This window comes from Microbacterium sp. B35-30 (assembly GCF_010634855.1).
Taxonomy (GTDB): domain Bacteria; phylum Actinomycetota; class Actinomycetes; order Actinomycetales; family Microbacteriaceae; genus Microbacterium.
Genome location: NZ_MWLQ01000026.1, coordinates 97,145 through 112,874, shown reverse-complemented (window position 1 = coordinate 112,874; position 15,730 = coordinate 97,145). Strand labels below are relative to the sequence as shown.

The following is a 15,730-nucleotide window of genomic DNA, read 5'->3' as shown; positions in this document are numbered from 1 at the left end:
TTTCGAAGGAGAAATCATGGCAAACGACATCTCGCGGCGGTCTCTGCTGCGCTACTCCGTGTTGGGGCTCGGCGGGGCCGCTCTGCTCGGCCTCGCGGGCTGCTCGACCGGAGGCGCCGGCGCGCCGGTCACGACTCCCGGTACAGCGGAGCCGACCGACTTCGCATTCGCGTCGTGGAGCCTGTCCGAGGAGGCGGCGAAGCCCACGATCGAGGCGGCGCTCAAGAGCTTCTCGAGCGCCGAGGGCATCTCGATCGACACCAGCGCGTACCCGTACAACGAGTATCTGAATCAGCTCACCCTGCAGGTTCGCGGCGGGCAGTTCTCCGGTGCGGCACAGCTCGACGTCGCGTGGCTGTCGGCCATCGCGGCACTCGGCAAGCTGACCGACCTGTCGGCATACACCGGCGGCCGCGGCTACACCGATGCCGCACTGGGGGCCGGCACGTCGGGCGGCAAGCAGCTCGGACTCCCCTGGACGATCGGAGCGATCGGCCTCATCGGCAACGCCGAGCTGTTCGACAAGGCGGGAGCCTCGCTCACGCCGGGCACGATCGACGAGTTCGAGGATGGCCTCCGCGCACTGAAGGGCATCGGGTTGATCCCCTACGCGGCGAGCACGAAGGCCGCGCAGCTGAAGGACATCGTCGTGTGGATGCAGACATTCGGCTCGCCGATCATCGAGGACGGCAAGTCGACGATCGGAGACGACGCGTCGGTCGAAGCCGTCGAGTGGTACAAGAAGCTGTACGACGACGGCCTGATCGCGGCCGACGTCGACCGCGCGGCAGCCCGCACCCTCTTCTCGCAGGGCGCCACCGCACTCTACGACGACGCGCCGGTCGGCAAGTCGTCGGTCGTGTCGCAGTCACCCGACGCGACGCTCGGCGACAAGATGACCCCCATCGCGCGGCCCGTCGTCAAGGCGGGGTCCACTCCTCAGCACGTGCTGTGGGGCCATCTCGTCGTCGTCGTGGACGGCGAGGGTGCCGGCACCGCCGCCGACTTCGCGCAGTGGCTCACCAGCGACCCGCAGCAGAGCGAGGACTACTTCGCGGCACTCGGGCTGCCACCGACGACCGAAGCGGCACTCGCCTCCGACACGGTCACCGCGAACGCGTTCGTCCAGGCCTTCACCGAGACCGTCACCTCCACCGCGAAGCCGAGCCCGCTGTGGGAGTACCCGTCGTACGCGCAGATGGAGACCGCGATCGCCGAGCAGGTCCAAGCGGTCCTGATCGGCCAGAAGTCGGCATCCGACGCCATGAAGACCGCCGGCGACACGATCAACGGCCTCATCTGAATACCCCTCCTCCACGCCGGCCCGGGCTCGTCCCCGGGCCGGCGACCTCCCCTGCCCCGCAACCCGCCGAAGGAAACATGCGCACTCAGAACGTCGAAGCCGATATCACCGTGGTCGGAGGCGGCCTTGCCGGCGTCTGCGCCGCGATCAGCGCGGCGCGCCTCGGCAAGAGGGTGGCGCTCATCGGGAATCGACCGGTGCTCGGCGGCAACTCGTCGTCGGAGGTGCGCGTCTGGGTCGTGGGCGCAACTGGACACGGGGTGCAGCGGTTCGCCCGCGAGAGCGGAGTCATCGGCGAGCTCTACGTCGAGAACCAGTACCGCAACCCCGAGGGGAACCCGATCATCTGGGACGAGGTCGTCTTCGACGCGGTCCGAGCCGAGCCGAACATCACCGTCTTCCTCAACACCGACGTGCGCGAGGTCGATGCCGCCGACATCGACGGCGAGCGCGTCGTCACCGCGGTGCACGGATGGACGATGGGATCCGAGACTCTCACGACCTTCACGAGCCCCTACTTCCTGGACTGCACCGGCGACGGCCTCGTCGGCCACCTCTCCGGCGCCGAGTACCGGATCGGTCGCGAGGCGTCGCACGAGTTCGGCGAGTCGTGGGCACCCGAGGAAGCGGACGGTGAGCTGCTCGGCTCGACGATCCTCTTCTACACGAAGGATCTCGGCCGCCCGGTCGACTTCGTCGCCCCGGACTCCGCGAAGGACATCACGAAGACCCCGATCCCCACGTCGCGCATCCTGCGCTCGGGCGACAAGGGCGCGCATTACTGGTGGATCGAATGGGGCGGTCATCTCGACACCGTCCACGACAACGAGATCATCCGCGACGAGCTGCGCTCGGTCATCTTCGGCATCTGGGACTACATCAAGAACTCCGGGAAGTTCGATGCCGCGAACCTGGACCTCGAGTGGGTCGGCTCGCTTCCGGGCAAGAGGGAGTACCGCCGTTTCCTCGGCGACCACGTGCTGTCGCAGAACGACATCCTCGACCAGGTCGATCATCCGGACGCCGTCGCCTTCGGCGGCTGGTCGATCGACCTCCACCCGGTCGAGGGGATGTACGCCACGAAGGCCGGCGCTCATCAGCGCTACTCGAACGGCATCTACGGCATCCCGTTCCGCAGCTACTACTCGCGCAACATCGCCAATCTGCTCCTGGCCGGCCGCGACATCTCGGCGACGCACGTCGCCTTCGGCTCGACGCGCGTCATGGCGACCTGCGGCGCGGGGGGCGAGGCGGCGGGCACGGGGGCGTCGCTGGCCCTCGACCTCGGCGTGCGTCCGCGCGAGCTGGCGACGGCGCACGTCGAGACCCTCCGCCAGACGATGCTGCGGCAGGATGCCTCGGTCTTCGGCATCCGAAATTGCGATCCGTCCGATCTCTCCCGCCGTGCCGTCGTGACCGCGTCGAGCACCGCCCGCACGCTCGACCCGGCAGAGCTGGTGCCGGGCGCCGGCGAGGCGCCGTTCGCGCTCGAGCGGGATCTCGGGATCCTGCTGCCCGTCGACCCTCGACTGGACCACGTCGAGGTCCTGCTGCACGCGGAGCGCGACGTGACGCTCGGTGCGTCGCTGTGGACGACGGGGCACCCGCAGAACGCGGTGCCGATCGACGAGCGCGCGCGCGTCGAAGTCGGGGTCGCGGCTTCGCCCGAACCTCAGTGGGTACGTCTCCCGCTCAGCTGGAACCCGGATGAGCCCGAGAGCGTCGTAGTGGTGCTCGAGGCCGCCGAGGGCGTGGCGGTCGTGCTGAGCGAGGCGCAGATTCCGGGCGTGCTCGCTCTCCCCCACCGCCCGCAGGCCGACGGCGACGCGAACGTCGCCGTCGACGAGTCCGAGAGCGTCATCGCCTGGCCCGCCATCCCGTTGCGCGGCCGCACGCCCCGCGTGCGGGTGAGCCCCGCGACCGCCGCGTTCGACGAGTCCCTTGCCGTCGCCGGCTATCAGCGCTTCTACGGCGGCCCGAACCTCTGGATGTCGCTGCCGAGCGGCGCCGAGCCGGAGGCCGCGGAGTCGCTCACGCTCGAATGGTCCGAGCCGCAGCGGGTGCGCAGCATCCGTCTCGTCTTCGACGACGACACGGACGTGGAGCTCAACACCCTGCACCACCACCGCACGCCCGATCGCATCTTCCCCGAACTCGTGCGGGACTACGTGCTCGAGGCGCGTGAGCGCGGCGGCGCCTGGCGCGAGATCGTGCGTGTCGAGGCCAACCGACGCCGGCAGCGGGTGCACGAGACATCCGCCGACGACGTGCAGGCGCTCCGCCTGCGCGTGCTCGCCACGAACGGCGCCCCGCAGGCGCGGGTGGTGTCGATCCGCGTCTACTGAACCGGCGCGGACCGCCGCGCGACCAACGATCAAAGGAGATCCTGATGTCCGTTCCCGCTACTCGCCCGCTGACGAGGCGTGCCCGAACGCGCGGTCTCGCAGCCGTCGCAGCGATCGCGGTCGCTGCGGTCACCGTCGTCGCGGCTCCTGCCGCCCAGGCCGCGGCCAGCGTCGGGGTGACAGTGCAGGTGACGGACACGACCCCTCGTGCCGACGGTTCCGTGCCCTTCTCGGTGACCGGTTCATGGGTCCCGAGTGCCGTGACCGGCCCGGATGGCGCGCCGTCGCTGTACAGCAGCAGCACGACCACCACCGCCACCTGGACCCTGCCCGTCGAGCAGGCCGGCACCTACCGCGTCGAGGCCGGTATTCCGGATGCCGGGAACTCGGAGACCGGCTCGGCATACACGGTGTCGGGTGGTGCCGGCGCCACGACGACCACCACCGTCGACCAGAACGCGGCGCGGGGAACGTGGGCGGGCCTGGGATCGGTCCGTCTCGCCGCCGGCGAGACGGCGACCGTGCGCCTCGCCCGCCAAGCCACGACCACCGGGACGAACACCCGTGCCGCCGGGATGCGGCTCGTCCCCGTGGAGGACTCTCCCGAGGCGGGGTCCGGCTTGCCGTTCGCCGAGACGTGGTCCGGCGGACTCGGGGGCTGGACGCCGCTCTCGGGTGCGATTGAGGCCTGGGGCATCCAGAGCGGCGAGGTCGACGCGGCGGCCATCGACAACACGGCGGCGACGTCAGGCAGCTACCTGCGTCCCACCGCGGCGATCGACCTGCCCGACGCGTACACGCTGCGCACGTCTGTGCGTGTGGACGAGCTCGCCGCGAACGGCACCGTCTCGCTGCTCGTCGATGCGACGGCGCCATTCAGCCACGTCGCGCGCAACACGGCGATCCAGATCACGGCGACGGGCATCAAGGTGGCCCGCCCGAACGGCGGCGCGGTGCTGTGCACGGGCAGAGCCCCTATCGAACTCGGCGACTGGGCGAACCTCGAGGTCACGCGTGCGAACGGCATCGTCGCGGTGTGGATCGACAGCGCGCTCGTCGCCGCCGTCCCCGCCGCGAACGCCGGAGGCACGATCGGGATCGGCGCCTACCGCGCCGACGCCCGCGTCGGCGGCATCGGTGTCGAGCAGCTCGAGTCCGTCCCCGCGGGCCACCCGACGACGGCGACCGGCTGCGGGTGGACGCCCTCCACCGGCACCGGCGCCCCTCAGCCGGTCGTCATCAACCAGACCGGCTACGATCTCGGCGGTCCCAAACGCTTCACCGCACCGAACGCCCTGGACGGCGAGCCGTTCCAAGTCGTCGACGCGTCCGATGCCGTCGTCTACGAAGGCTCGGTCCACGGCCAGGTCGGCGAGTTCAGCGACTTCGATCCGGCCGCGACGGGTCCCTACAAGATCCTCGTGCACGGGGTCGCCGGCGAGGGCGACTCGTACGAGTTCGGCATCGGCGCGAACTGGACCGAACGCGTGAGCTACGACAACGCCATCGCGTTCATGAGCGATGTGCGGTGCTTCTTCGGAGACCTGACGGGCAAGCCGCTCAACGGGACCCACGCGCAATGCATGCGCGGCCTCGGCTGGCGGGACTCTCACCAGATGTCGTTCGAGCTCTCGAGTCTGGTGGACCTCTATATGGCCAACCCGACGCCGATCGCCGAGATCCGGATGCCGGACGCGGTATATGAGGGCCTCCACTACCCGACGGCGGATGGCAGCCCTGAGATCGCCCGTCTGCTCGCATGGGGCGCCGAGATCTATCTGCGCGGCCAGTACGATCACGCTCTCGTCAAGGAGCAGCTCGCGTCCTTCCTCTGGGCCTATCCCGAGTTCGACGAGTGGATACCTGATGCGCTGTACGAGGACGTACGCGACTATCTGTTCCCGATCTGGAACAAAGCCGAGTACAGCAGGTACTTCTGGCACGACTACACGCCGCACACCGCGGCTCTGCTCCAGGTGTACACGCAAGTCGGCACCGGCAAGGGTGAGTTCCCGCCGGGGCATTCGATCGTGCCGAACCTGCGGATGTGGGAAGTCGCGGTCCGCGAGGGTCGCGACGACGCCGACCGGTACCGTGAGGCGGCAGTCGCCCAGGCGCAGTGGCTGATCGACAACGTCGACCTCGTCGACCCTGGCACGACGAAGGGACAGCGTCAGGGCGAGTACCACCTCATGACGTCGCTCGCGATTCTGGCAGCGACGATTCCATCGGACGCACCCGAGCGCACCCGTGACTTCGCCCGTGCGTGGGCGGACGTCGCAATCAGCCGGTCGGCGAACATGTGGGACTTCCGCAAGTACAGCGACGACCGCTGGACGATCCCCAGCTTCACCGGCGGCGGGTCCGGAGAGGACCCGAACGAATCTGGCAACGTCCTCGGCTTTCCCGCCGCGGCGCTGGCTGCGACGACGCTCATCGGCGACGACGCCATCGATGCACGATTGGCCGAGATCGCCCAGGCACACGTCGACGACATCTTCGGGCGCAACCCGACCGGCCGCGCCGCGCAGTACCGGATCAGCGACCCGCAACTGGCGTTCGAAGGTCTCGACCTCGGCTGGTTCTCGGAGTACCAGGGCGGTTACGGACTGCTCCAGGGCGCGAGGGGTGTCTTCGATGGCAGCCCGAAGAACGGCCACTATCCGTTCAACACGAGCGTCGCGAACATCGGCCATACCGAAGGGTGGGTGACCTTCACCACCGCCTGGATCGAATCCCTCGTCTGGCGGGCTTTCGCATCGAGCTCGATCGGGATGGACGAGACGGCCCCCGCCGACGGATCGGCGACCGTCACACTGCGCGCCCCATTGAACATGGACGCCGAGGGAGGCAACACGGGCGAAGTGCGTGTGTCGATCGACGGCGTGGCCGTTCACCCGCTCCAGGTGACGCAGGTCGGCATTAACGCACTCGACTACACCGGTCAGCTCGACCTGGCCGCGCTCGAGGTCGAGCCGGGAGACACGGTGACCGTCAGCCACGGTGTCGGACCGTTCGCCCGCACAGCCTCCCTCGTCGTGACCGCGCCGGCAGATGACACCGCGCCGGTCCTCACGGGCATGCCGGCCGACGGCACGCTCCTCAGCGACAGCGACACACTCGCGCTCACGGTCAGCGCCGATGACGCGGAGTCTGGAGTCGACGAGTTCGACGTCGCATTCGACGGAGAGCGCGTCGCGCCGGATGCGACGATCGACCTCTCCGGAAAGGCGGGAACGCACACTGTGACCGTGCGCGCCGTCAATGGCGCGGGTGTCGTGGCCGAGGCATCCGCCACGATCTTCGTCTTCGCCGACACGACTCCGGCGGCACCGCCCGGGCGCGGTTCACTCTCGAATACCAGCGGGCACGCGCACGGCCTGCACGACGGCGCGTTCGACGTCGTCATGAACCTCTGGTGGGGCACGCCCGGTGCAGCGTTCCGTCTGTACGAGAACGGCATCATGATCGCGACGAAGATCCTGACCGCAACGGCTGGGATGTCTCAGACCACGGGCGTCAGCTTCACCGGGAAGCCGAACGGCACGTACGTGTACACCGCGGAGCTCATAAGCGCCGAGGGTACGACCACCACCACCTCGACAACGGTCGTTGTCGTGCATGCGGCGCCGGCCGCGCCGGTCGCGAGCAACGACAACTGGGACGGCGACGCCTCGTTCACGGCGACCGCCGACATGTGGTGGGGCACCAACGCGACGTCGTATCGCTTCGAGCTGGACGGCGTGGTCGTCGGCTCTGGAGAGCTCACGGCGCGCACGCCGAACGCGCAGCGGGCGTCGGTCTCGCTCACCGGCGTCGCCCCAGGTGCGCACACACTCATCGCCTTCTTCTCCAACGCCAACGGCGAGACGGCGTCGAAACCAGTGACCGTCACGGTCCGTGATCACGACTCAATGACCGATCGAGGGAAAGGAAACCGATGATGAAGGCTCGATGGCGAGCTTCGCTCGCCGCTGTCGCCGTGCTCGCGCTGGTGGGAGCGGCGCAGCCGGCGCTCGCACAGACCGGCGAGGACGGCACGTTCCGCGACGACTTCGACACGCTCAGCAGCGCGTGGACGAGCGCCGCCGGCGACTGGCAGGCGGCCGACGGCGCCGCCCGCGTCGTGACGCCGGGCTCGACGCGCGGATCGGTGCTGGCATTGACCGAGCTCGACCTCGAGCCCGTCAGCACGGCGACCGCGACCTTCCGAACCGAAGGCGGCGGCGCGACGGCGTGGGCGGGCTTCACCGTGCACCGCGCCGGCACCACCGACGACTACACGCAGTCGGGCTACACCGTCCTGCTCCGCAACAACGGCGAGCTCGCGGTGATCAAGGCGGCCGGCAACTCGGGCGTGACGTACCTGGGCGCGACAACGACGGCTGCACGGCCTGGGACCGACTGGGTCACGGTGACGGCTCGCCTGGACGGCGCCCGGCTGGACGTCTCGCTGGGCGGGGCGGCGCAGCCGCTTCTCTCCGTGACGGACTCGTCGTTCGACGACGGCGGCTTCTCGCTCGCCGCGCACCGCGACCTTCGGATGGTCGTCGACTCCGTCGAGCTGACCGGCGTTGCGCAGCGCGACGAGCCGGCACCCGCGGACTGCGTCGCGTGGTCGGGCGAGCCCGCCGCGGCGGCCGAGCGCGGTCTCGTCCTGAACAGCCCGGAGCGCATCGCCGAGGTCGCCCGTCGCGTGGACCGCGGCGTCGAGCCTCAGGCATCCGGGTTCGATCTGCTCATGGCCGACGTCGCCGCCGGTATGGCGCGCACGCCGGCACCGCCGGAGGTCTTCTTCGTGCCGTTCTTCTACAACAACCCCACCGCCCACCGGGCGGCGCGCGACGGACTGCAGAACGACGCGAACACCGCCTACCAGCTGGCGCTGGCGTACCGGCTCACCGGCGACGAGAGCTACGGCTCACACGCCGCCCGGTTCATCGACGCGTGGATGGGCACGGTCGACTGCGTGCGCACCAGCGAGGACTCCGCGCTGGCGTTCAGCTACCACTTCCCCGCGTTCGTGTTCGCCGCCGAGCTGCTCCGCGGCACGCCGGCGTGGTCGGAGCAGGGAGAGCGTGCGTTCGCAGGCTTCCTTGCGGAGACGGCGACTCCGGTCGCAGAGTCCATCCTCCATCGCATGAACAACTGGGGCAGCTGGGCTCTCGAGCTGACCACGGCGAGCGCGGCGTACCTGGACGACTCGGCGGCGATCGAGGCGGCGTACACGCGGTCCACCGAGCTGATCGAGCACCAGATCGACGCGAACGGGCACATGCCGGAGGAGGTCACGCGCAACAACGGCGTGGGCGACTACGGGATCTGGTACACGCACTTCTCGCTGCTGCCGCTTCTGCTGACGGCTGAGACGCTCGAGGGCCACGGATTCGAGCTGCACTCGTACGTCAACGCCAACGGGGCCGGTCTCGGCGACGCGGTGGAGGCCGCCAGCTCGTGGGTCGCGGCGCCGGAGAGCTTCCCGTACTACACCGGCGACATCGCGAAGCTCGCCAATGTGCGGACGATCGACTATCTCCGAGCGGTCGGCGTCACCGCCCACAGCATGAGCTACTTCGAGCTCGCCGCGAACCACTTCCCCTCGACGATCCTCGACGCTCTGCTCGCCGAGGAAGGTGCCATGACGACGATCCACTCGGCGCCGCACCTCAGCCTCACGCACGGCGGACTCTCCGACCCGTCGCGACCGGGTGGCGGCCACGGCCACGCGCCCGACCACGCGGGGGTGCCAGGCCCGCCTGATCACGCCGGAGTTCCGGGGATGCCGGGTCATGCGAGCGGAGGCGGTCAGCTGCCGGGCTGATCCGATACTCGAGCGGCTGAGCCGTTCGCGAAGGCCTCCCGTTGCGAAGTGGACCTGGCAGGTCACCGCGTCACGCAACAGGAGGCCTTCGTTCCCCACGCGAGCGTCTGCGCGGCCTGGGTTCAGGTTGACCGGCGCTCGGCGGCCCCGGTAGCTTCGCCCCGTGGCGCATCGCGTCGCCGGGTGCGCACGCGCTCCCGCCTGACTGCTGGGAGCCGCATGATCACCGTCGACGGTCTGCGCGCGATGCGCGTGTTCGAAGGGGTGCCCGAGGAGGGCCTGACCTACCTCGCCGGCGCCGTCGAGGACATCCGGCTCGTCCCGGGCGAGTACTTCGCGCACGAGGGCGACGAGCGGTCGCTCTTCGTCGTGGTCGAGGGTCTCGCCGAGATCACCAAGATCGTGAACGGCGACGAGCGGGTCATCGGGACGCGCAGTCCCGGCCGGTTCTTCGGCGAGGTGCCGATGACGCTGAGCACGCCGTTTCCCGCCAGCGGTCGCGCCGCTGGACCGACCCGCGTGCTGAAGCTCGAGCCCGCCGTGTACTACACGCTGGCCGCGCTCGCCCCGTCGGTGCCCGATCGGGTCGCCGCTCTCGCACGGCGCTACCTCGACTCACTCCAGACGATGGCCGCGGAGCAGCGCGAGCCCGGGGTGCGATTGATCCACCCCCGGCGCAGTGCACGGGCACATCGTGTGAGCGGCTTCCTCACGCGCAACCAGGTCGACTTCGAGAGCGTGACGGTGGATGCCGGAGCAGACGCCGTCGGGGACGCCGTCCTCGAGCTGGCCGACGGGCGACGCCTCGCGAACCCGACGATGCGAGAGGTCGCCGAAGCCGTAGGGCTCGACGTGGCGCCGGCAGTCCGCGACTACGACGTCGTCATCCTCGGCGCCGGGCCGGCCGGTCTGACGGCCGCCGTCAACGCCGCGGCCGAGGGCCTGCGGACGCTCGTCGTCGAGACGTTCGCACCCGGCGGACAGGCCGGCACGTCGACGCGGATCGAGAACTACACCGGCTTCCCGTTCGGCATCTCGGGCGACGATCTCGCCAGCCGGGCGTTCAAGCAGGCCAAGCGCCTGGGCGCTGAGCTGGTGGTGACGCGCACCGTCGAGGCGCTCGACCCGGTGACGCACGAGCTGACGCTCGACGGGGGCGATGTCGTCCGCGCCGAGGTGGTGATCCTCGCCACCGGGGTCGTGTGGCGCACGCTCCCCCTCGACGACGTCGGAAGGTTCCTCGGCAACGGCGTCTACTACGGCGCCGCGCGCAGCGACTCCGCCGTCGCGCAGGGGGCCGACGTGAGCATCATCGGCGCCGGAAACTCGGCCGGCCAGGCGGCGCTGTTCTTCAGCCGCCACGCGCGTTCTGTCACGCTCCTGGTGAGGGGCGAGTCGCTCGAGGCGACCATGTCGCGGTATCTCATCGACCAGCTCGCGGCCATCCCCGCCATCCGGGTGGAGACCCGCAGCGAGGTCGTGGCGCTCCACGGTACTGACGCCCTGTGCGCCGCCGACATCGCCGACCGGCGCACCGGCGCTGTGCACCGCCGCGACGTCGACGTCCTCTTCGTCATGATCGGAGCGGATGCCGAGACGGCCTGGCTGCCGTCGCGGGTCGCGCTCGACGCGCGGGGCTTCGTGCTCACGGGGGCGGATGCCCTCGAATCGGGAAGGTGGGCCGAGACGCGGCGTCCGTTCGCCCTCGAGACGACAGCTCCGGGCGTCTTCGCCGTCGGCGACGTGCGTTCCGGCTCGGTGAAGCGCGTCGTCGCCGGCGTCGGCGAGGGCGGCATGGCCGTCGCCTTCACCCACCAGTACCTGGCACTGGAGCGGTAGTCGCGGCCGCAGACGCCGTCACCCCTGGGCGTTGCGCCGGCGGGCGGCCGGCCGCACGATCGCCCGGCCCAGCATGACGATCATCGTTCCCGCGAGCAGCCACGGCCCGAGCACCAGGAGCGGATCAAGCCACGCGTGCTTCAGGTCGGCTCGCCCGCGCCCGAAGCGCGACGCGAAGGGCCGGTGGCCGCGCTCCCCCAGGATGCCGCTCTGGGTGATCGGATCGTCGGGCCGCCGCGAGAAGAGGGATTTCAGGTGGGCCGTCGTCGAGTCGACGCGATCGCCGAGCAGGAGCAGCAGCCAGTGCGCGGTCTGCCCCTCGCTGTAGGTGTCGTACGCGTAGCGGCGCACTCTGCCGGCTACTCCATGCAAGGGCTGTGCCGTGCCGAACACGGGCGTGAGCCGATCATGCTCGACGGACTTCTCGCGTCCGCCGCGGCCGGGCTGGTCCTCCGGCAGGTTCCAATGCGCGCCGGTCTCGATGCCGGGCTGCTCCCGCGGCACCGCGGGACGCTGCGCGGGGTCGGCGTCGGCTCCCCAGCCGGGGATGCGTGCGCGCAGTTCGTCGGGGCTGGCCGGGGAGCCCGGCTTGTTCGAGGTGTAGGGCATGTCGTCCTCCCATTCTCAGGGCGCCGGAACGATGACCGGCTTGATGATGTCGTCGAGCTTCGTCGAGAAGAGGTGGTACCCCTCCGCGATGTGGTCGAGCGGGATGCGGTGCGTGATGAGGTCGCTGGGCCGCAGGTAGCCGGCCCGGATGTGCTCGAACAGCCGCGGCCACTGGCGCTTCACCGGCGCCTGGTTCATCCGCAGCGTGAGGCCCTTGTTCATCGCGTCGCCGAAGCGCACGGCACTGAACATCGGGCCGTACGCACCCATGACCGACACGGTTCCGCCCTTGCGAACGGAGTCGATCGCCCAGTTCAGCGCCACCGGCGAGCCGCCCTGCATCTTGAGCTTCGCCGATGTCACGTGCTGGATCACGTGACCGTCGGCTTCCGCGCCGACCGCGTCGATCGCGGCATCCGCTCCCAGCCCGTCGGTCATCCGCTTCAGCTCACGCACGATGTCGCCGACCTGCGTGAACGCCACCGTCTCGGCGTACGCGAACTCCCGTGCCTTCTGCAGGCGGTAGTCCAGATGGTCGACCACGATCACGCGACCCGCGCCCATGAGCCAGCACGAGCGCGCCGCCGCGAGCCCTACCGGACCCGCGCCGAACACGACCACGGTGTCACCCTCGCCGATGTCGGCCAGCTGTGCGCCGAAGTAGCCGGTCGAGAACGCGTCGGTGAGGAGCAGTGCGTCCTCGTCGGCGATGTCGTCGGGGATCACAGAGGGTCCGACATCCGCGAACGGCACGCGCACCATCTCGGCCTGTCCGCCGTCGTAGCCGCCGGTGGAATGCGAGTACCCGTAGATCCCGCCGATCGCCGTGGCGTTCGGGTTCACGTTGTGGCAGTTCGAGAACAGCCCGCGCGCACAGAAGTAGCACGAGCCGCAGTAGATGTTGAACGGCACCATCACCCGGTCGCCGACGCGGAGCCTCTCGACCGACCCGCCCACCTGCGTGACCGTGCCGATGAACTCGTGGCCGAACGTGTGGCCGATCCGGGTGTCGGGCATCATGCCGTGATACAGATGCAGATCCGATCCGCAGATGGCGGCGAGCTCGACGCGCACGATCGCATCGTTGGGGTGCTCGATCTTCGGCTCGGGCTTGCTCTCGACGCGGACCTTGTACGGTCCGCGGTACGTCATCGCCTTCATGCGCTCCTCCTGGGTCTCTCACGACACCCTCGCGGCGCCGGGCGGAATCCGCGGAGGGGGTTGCGTTCGAGCGCCCGAAGTGTCAGAGCGGCGGCGAGCGCGCCGCGACCTCAGCCGCGGAAGTACGTCTCGGCGACGCGGGTGAGGTCCCACAGGTCGCTGACCCCGGCGAGCTCGCGCGCCGAGTGCATCGAGAGGATCGGAATGCCGACGTCCACGGTGCGGATGCCGAGGCGCGTCGCGGTGATCGGGCCGATCGTCGAGCCGCACGGCACCGCGTTGTTCGAGACGAACTCCTGGCTCGTGACACCCGCTGCCGCGCACCACCCGTTCCAGGCCGCGGCACCCGCGCCGTCGGTGGCGTAGCGCTGGTTCGCGTTGATCTTGAGGATCGGGCCCGACCCGAGCACCGGCTGGACGACGGGGTCATGCTTCTCGGCGTAGTTCGGGTGCACCGAATGGCCCACGTCGCTCGACACGCACCACGATGCCGCGAGTGCCCGCAGCTGCTGCTCACGATCGGCGCCCAGCGACAGCCACAGTCGCTCCAGCACGTCTGCGAGGAACGGGCCGGCGGCTCCGGATCGTGTGGCCGAGCCGACCTCCTCGTGGTCGAAGACCGCGAGCATCGCGATGTGGTCGGCGTCGTGCCCTTCGGCCGCCCGCTCCAGCGCGACCACTCCCGCGTGCACCGAGGCGAGGTCGTCGAGGCGACCCGAAGCGAAGAAGACGTCATCGTGCCCGAACGTCGCGCCGCGCGCGGCGTCGGCGGTCACGATGTCGTAGCCGCGGATGCGGGCCACGTCGACACCGGCCTGAGCGGCGAGCTCACCCAGGAGATCGGCCGAGTCGGCGGATCCCAGCCCCCAGACCGGCTGCGTCTGCGACTGCTTGTCGAGGGCGAGATGGTCGTTCGCCTCGCGGTCGAGGTGGATCGCGAGCTGGGGCAGGCGCAGCAGCGCACCCGTCGCGGCCAGCACGCTCGTTCCGTCGTCGAGAACGAGACGACCGGCCAGACGCAGCTCGCGGTCGAGCCATGAGTTGAGCAGCGGCCCGCCGTAGATCTCGACGCCCGCCTGCAGCCAGCCGAGCCGCCCGGTCGTCGGCTTCGGCTTGAGCTTGAACGCCGGAGAGTCGCTGTGCGCCCCGAAGACCCGCACGCCCGTGGCGGCGGTCGCCGTCGGCGGCACCACCCACGCGATCGCAGCGCCGTCGCGCACCACCACGAATCTTCCGCCCGCGGGAGCCGGCCAGCCGGCCGACTCGTCGAGACGGGTGAACCCCGCGCCCTCCAGGCGATTCGCGACCTCGGCGGCGGCGTGGAAGCTCGACGGCGACGCCGCCACGAAGGCGGCGAGATCCTCGGCGTGAGCGAGGGCGCCGGTGGCGACGGGAGCAGTGGGTGAGGGCACGGGCGAGCCTCCTCGATAGCGGTGCAGGGGTTCTCCGATCGTAGTTCGGAGCGCTCTCCCGCCCGCGCGCGGCGCAGGATGCGGCGCGTTGATCTGGCCTTTTTGAACATTCCACTCACATGTAACGTTCAGGTAACGCACCGGAACCGTCCAGAAACGCCGGGGAGACTCGGGGACTTGTGCCCGCCCGAACGGGCACGAGGCGCTGCAAGATGGCGCATTTCGCTGATACGGAACCCGGTCTTTCATGCGCAACCACATGCCCCACCTGCCCGCCCGCCGCACTCTCCGCCGCGCTGAACGCCGCCTTCGCCGCCGCCCCGCGCTGCTGGCCGCGACGCTCGCGATCGGCGTGCTGGCCACTGCCGGATTCACCACGGCAGCTCCCGCATCGCAGGCTGAGGCATCCGGTTCCCTCGCCGGCTTCACGCTGGCGTCGTACACGACGTCGCCCTCAGCGACGGTCGAAGCAGCGCCCGCCGCATCCGCCGTCGAGCAGGCCGTCGCCGAGGCGAACGCCGCCGTGACGGCGGCAAGCGCCATCGCTTCGGACATCGCCGCGTCGGGTCTCGACGTCGGCACGCCCGATACCACTGTCGACACCTCCGGGCTCGAAGCCGCCGTCGTGCAGCTCGAGCGCGCGCAGTCGCTGCCGGCGATGTACTCGACCGACTTCGCGGATGCCGTGACCACCCTCACCGCGTCGGTCGGCGAGCAGACGCAGGGCCTGCGTGGCCGCCTCGACGCCGCCGTCGCGCTCAAGGCGCAGCAGGAGGCGGAGGAGAAGGCGCGCAAGGAGGCTGAGGCCGCCGCCGAAGCGGCTGCCGCCGAGGCCGCCGAGGCCGCCGCCGCCGCTGCGAAGAAGTCGTCGTCGTCTTCGGGTTCGTCGGCGCCTCGGCCGGTGTACGCCACCGGCGGCGCCGTGGGCGGCACCAGCCCCGCCGACGCGCAGGCCACGGCCCGCGCCATGCTCGGCAACTACGGCTGGGGCGACGACCAGTTCGGCTGCCTCGTGTCGCTGTGGAACAAGGAGTCGGGCTGGAACTACCAGGCTTACAACCGCTCGAGCGGTGCCTACGGCATCCCTCAGGCACTCCCGGGCAGCAAGATGGGCAGCGCCGGCGCCGACTGGCAGACCAACCCCGCGACGCAGATCGCGTGGGGCCTGGGCTACATCTCGGGCCGCTACGGCACCCCGTGCGGCGCCTGGGGCCACTCGCAGTCGACCGGCTGGTACTGA

At 70.2% G+C, this 15,730-nt stretch carries 9 protein-coding genes; 6 read left to right on the top strand and 3 right to left on the bottom strand.

The genetic code is table 11. From position 1 onward, the window contains the following. The first annotated feature begins 16 nt into the window (after nt 1-16). The 5 genes from B2K11_RS14695 (at nt 17) to B2K11_RS14675 (ending at nt 11,308) form a co-directional block, all read left to right on the top strand. The gene (locus B2K11_RS14695) at nt 17-1,303 is read left to right on the top strand and encodes an extracellular solute-binding protein (RefSeq protein ID WP_204260144.1); all 1,287 of its coding nucleotides are present in this window, start codon (nt 17-19) and stop codon (nt 1,301-1,303) included. A 77-nt stretch (nt 1,304-1,380) separates the two neighbouring features. Beyond that, complete coding sequence (locus tag B2K11_RS14690) at nt 1,381-3,648, top strand: FAD-dependent oxidoreductase (protein WP_163619194.1); 2,268 nt, start codon at nt 1,381-1,383, stop codon at nt 3,646-3,648. Nucleotides 3,649-3,692: 44 nt separating this feature from the next. Continuing rightward, nucleotides 3,693-7,592, top strand: coding sequence for a cellulase N-terminal Ig-like domain-containing protein (locus B2K11_RS14685; RefSeq protein ID WP_163619192.1), 3,900 nt, complete (start codon nt 3,693-3,695; stop codon nt 7,590-7,592). Continuing rightward, nucleotides 7,589-9,469 (top strand): alginate lyase family protein, encoded by a 1,881-nt coding sequence (locus tag B2K11_RS14680; RefSeq protein WP_163619190.1) that lies wholly within the window; start codon nt 7,589-7,591, stop codon nt 9,467-9,469. Before B2K11_RS14685 ends, B2K11_RS14680 begins: the two co-directional genes overlap by 4 nt. 219 nt (nt 9,470-9,688) lie before the next feature. Continuing rightward, nucleotides 9,689-11,308: a cyclic nucleotide-binding domain-containing thioredoxin-disulfide reductase gene (locus B2K11_RS14675; RefSeq protein WP_163619189.1), complete on the top strand. Its 1,620-nt coding sequence runs from the start codon at nt 9,689-9,691 to the stop codon at nt 11,306-11,308. Nucleotides 11,309-11,326: 18 nt separating this feature from the next. Here B2K11_RS14675 and B2K11_RS14670 read toward each other — a convergent pair whose 3' ends face one another. From B2K11_RS14670 to B2K11_RS14660, 3 genes are all read right to left on the bottom strand, one after another. Beyond that, nucleotides 11,327-11,917: a hypothetical protein gene (locus B2K11_RS14670; protein WP_163619188.1), complete on the bottom strand. Its 591-nt coding sequence runs from the start codon at nt 11,915-11,917 to the stop codon at nt 11,327-11,329. Nucleotides 11,918-11,932: 15 nt separating this feature from the next. After that, complete coding sequence (locus B2K11_RS14665) at nt 11,933-13,078, bottom strand: zinc-dependent alcohol dehydrogenase (RefSeq protein WP_163619186.1); 1,146 nt, start codon at nt 13,076-13,078, stop codon at nt 11,933-11,935. Between the two features lie 110 nt (nt 13,079-13,188). Beyond that, nucleotides 13,189-14,490 carry a M18 family aminopeptidase gene (locus B2K11_RS14660; protein ID WP_163619185.1) on the bottom strand — a complete coding sequence of 434 codons (1,302 nt, stop codon included), beginning with the start codon at nt 14,488-14,490 and terminating at the stop codon, nt 13,189-13,191. A gap of 259 nt (nt 14,491-14,749) precedes the next feature. Here B2K11_RS14660 and B2K11_RS14655 point away from each other — a divergent pair, with 259 nt between their 5' ends. Continuing rightward, the gene (locus tag B2K11_RS14655; protein ID WP_239526081.1) at nt 14,750-15,730 is read left to right on the top strand and encodes a lytic transglycosylase domain-containing protein; all 981 of its coding nucleotides are present in this window, start codon (nt 14,750-14,752) and stop codon (nt 15,728-15,730) included.

Excerpts from the sequence above, each read along its gene's own strand:
- B2K11_RS14680 (WP_163619190.1), top strand. The coding sequence starts at position 7,589 with ATGATGAAGGCTCGATGGCGAGCTTCGCTCGCCGCTGTCGCCGTGCTC.
- B2K11_RS14690 (WP_163619194.1), top strand. The coding sequence starts at position 1,381 with ATGCGCACTCAGAACGTCGAAGCCGATATCACCGTGGTCGGAGGCGGC.
- B2K11_RS14655 (WP_239526081.1), top strand. The coding sequence starts at position 14,750 with ATGCCCCACCTGCCCGCCCGCCGCACTCTCCGCCGCGCTGAACGCCGC.
- B2K11_RS14695 (WP_204260144.1), top strand. The coding sequence starts at position 17 with ATGGCAAACGACATCTCGCGGCGGTCTCTGCTGCGCTACTCCGTGTTG.
- B2K11_RS14665 (WP_163619186.1), bottom strand. The coding sequence starts at position 13,078 with ATGAAGGCGATGACGTACCGCGGACCGTACAAGGTCCGCGTCGAGAGC.
- B2K11_RS14675 (WP_163619189.1), top strand. The coding sequence starts at position 9,689 with ATGATCACCGTCGACGGTCTGCGCGCGATGCGCGTGTTCGAAGGGGTG.
- B2K11_RS14685 (WP_163619192.1), top strand. The coding sequence starts at position 3,693 with ATGTCCGTTCCCGCTACTCGCCCGCTGACGAGGCGTGCCCGAACGCGC.
- B2K11_RS14670 (WP_163619188.1), bottom strand. The coding sequence starts at position 11,917 with ATGCCCTACACCTCGAACAAGCCGGGCTCCCCGGCCAGCCCCGACGAA.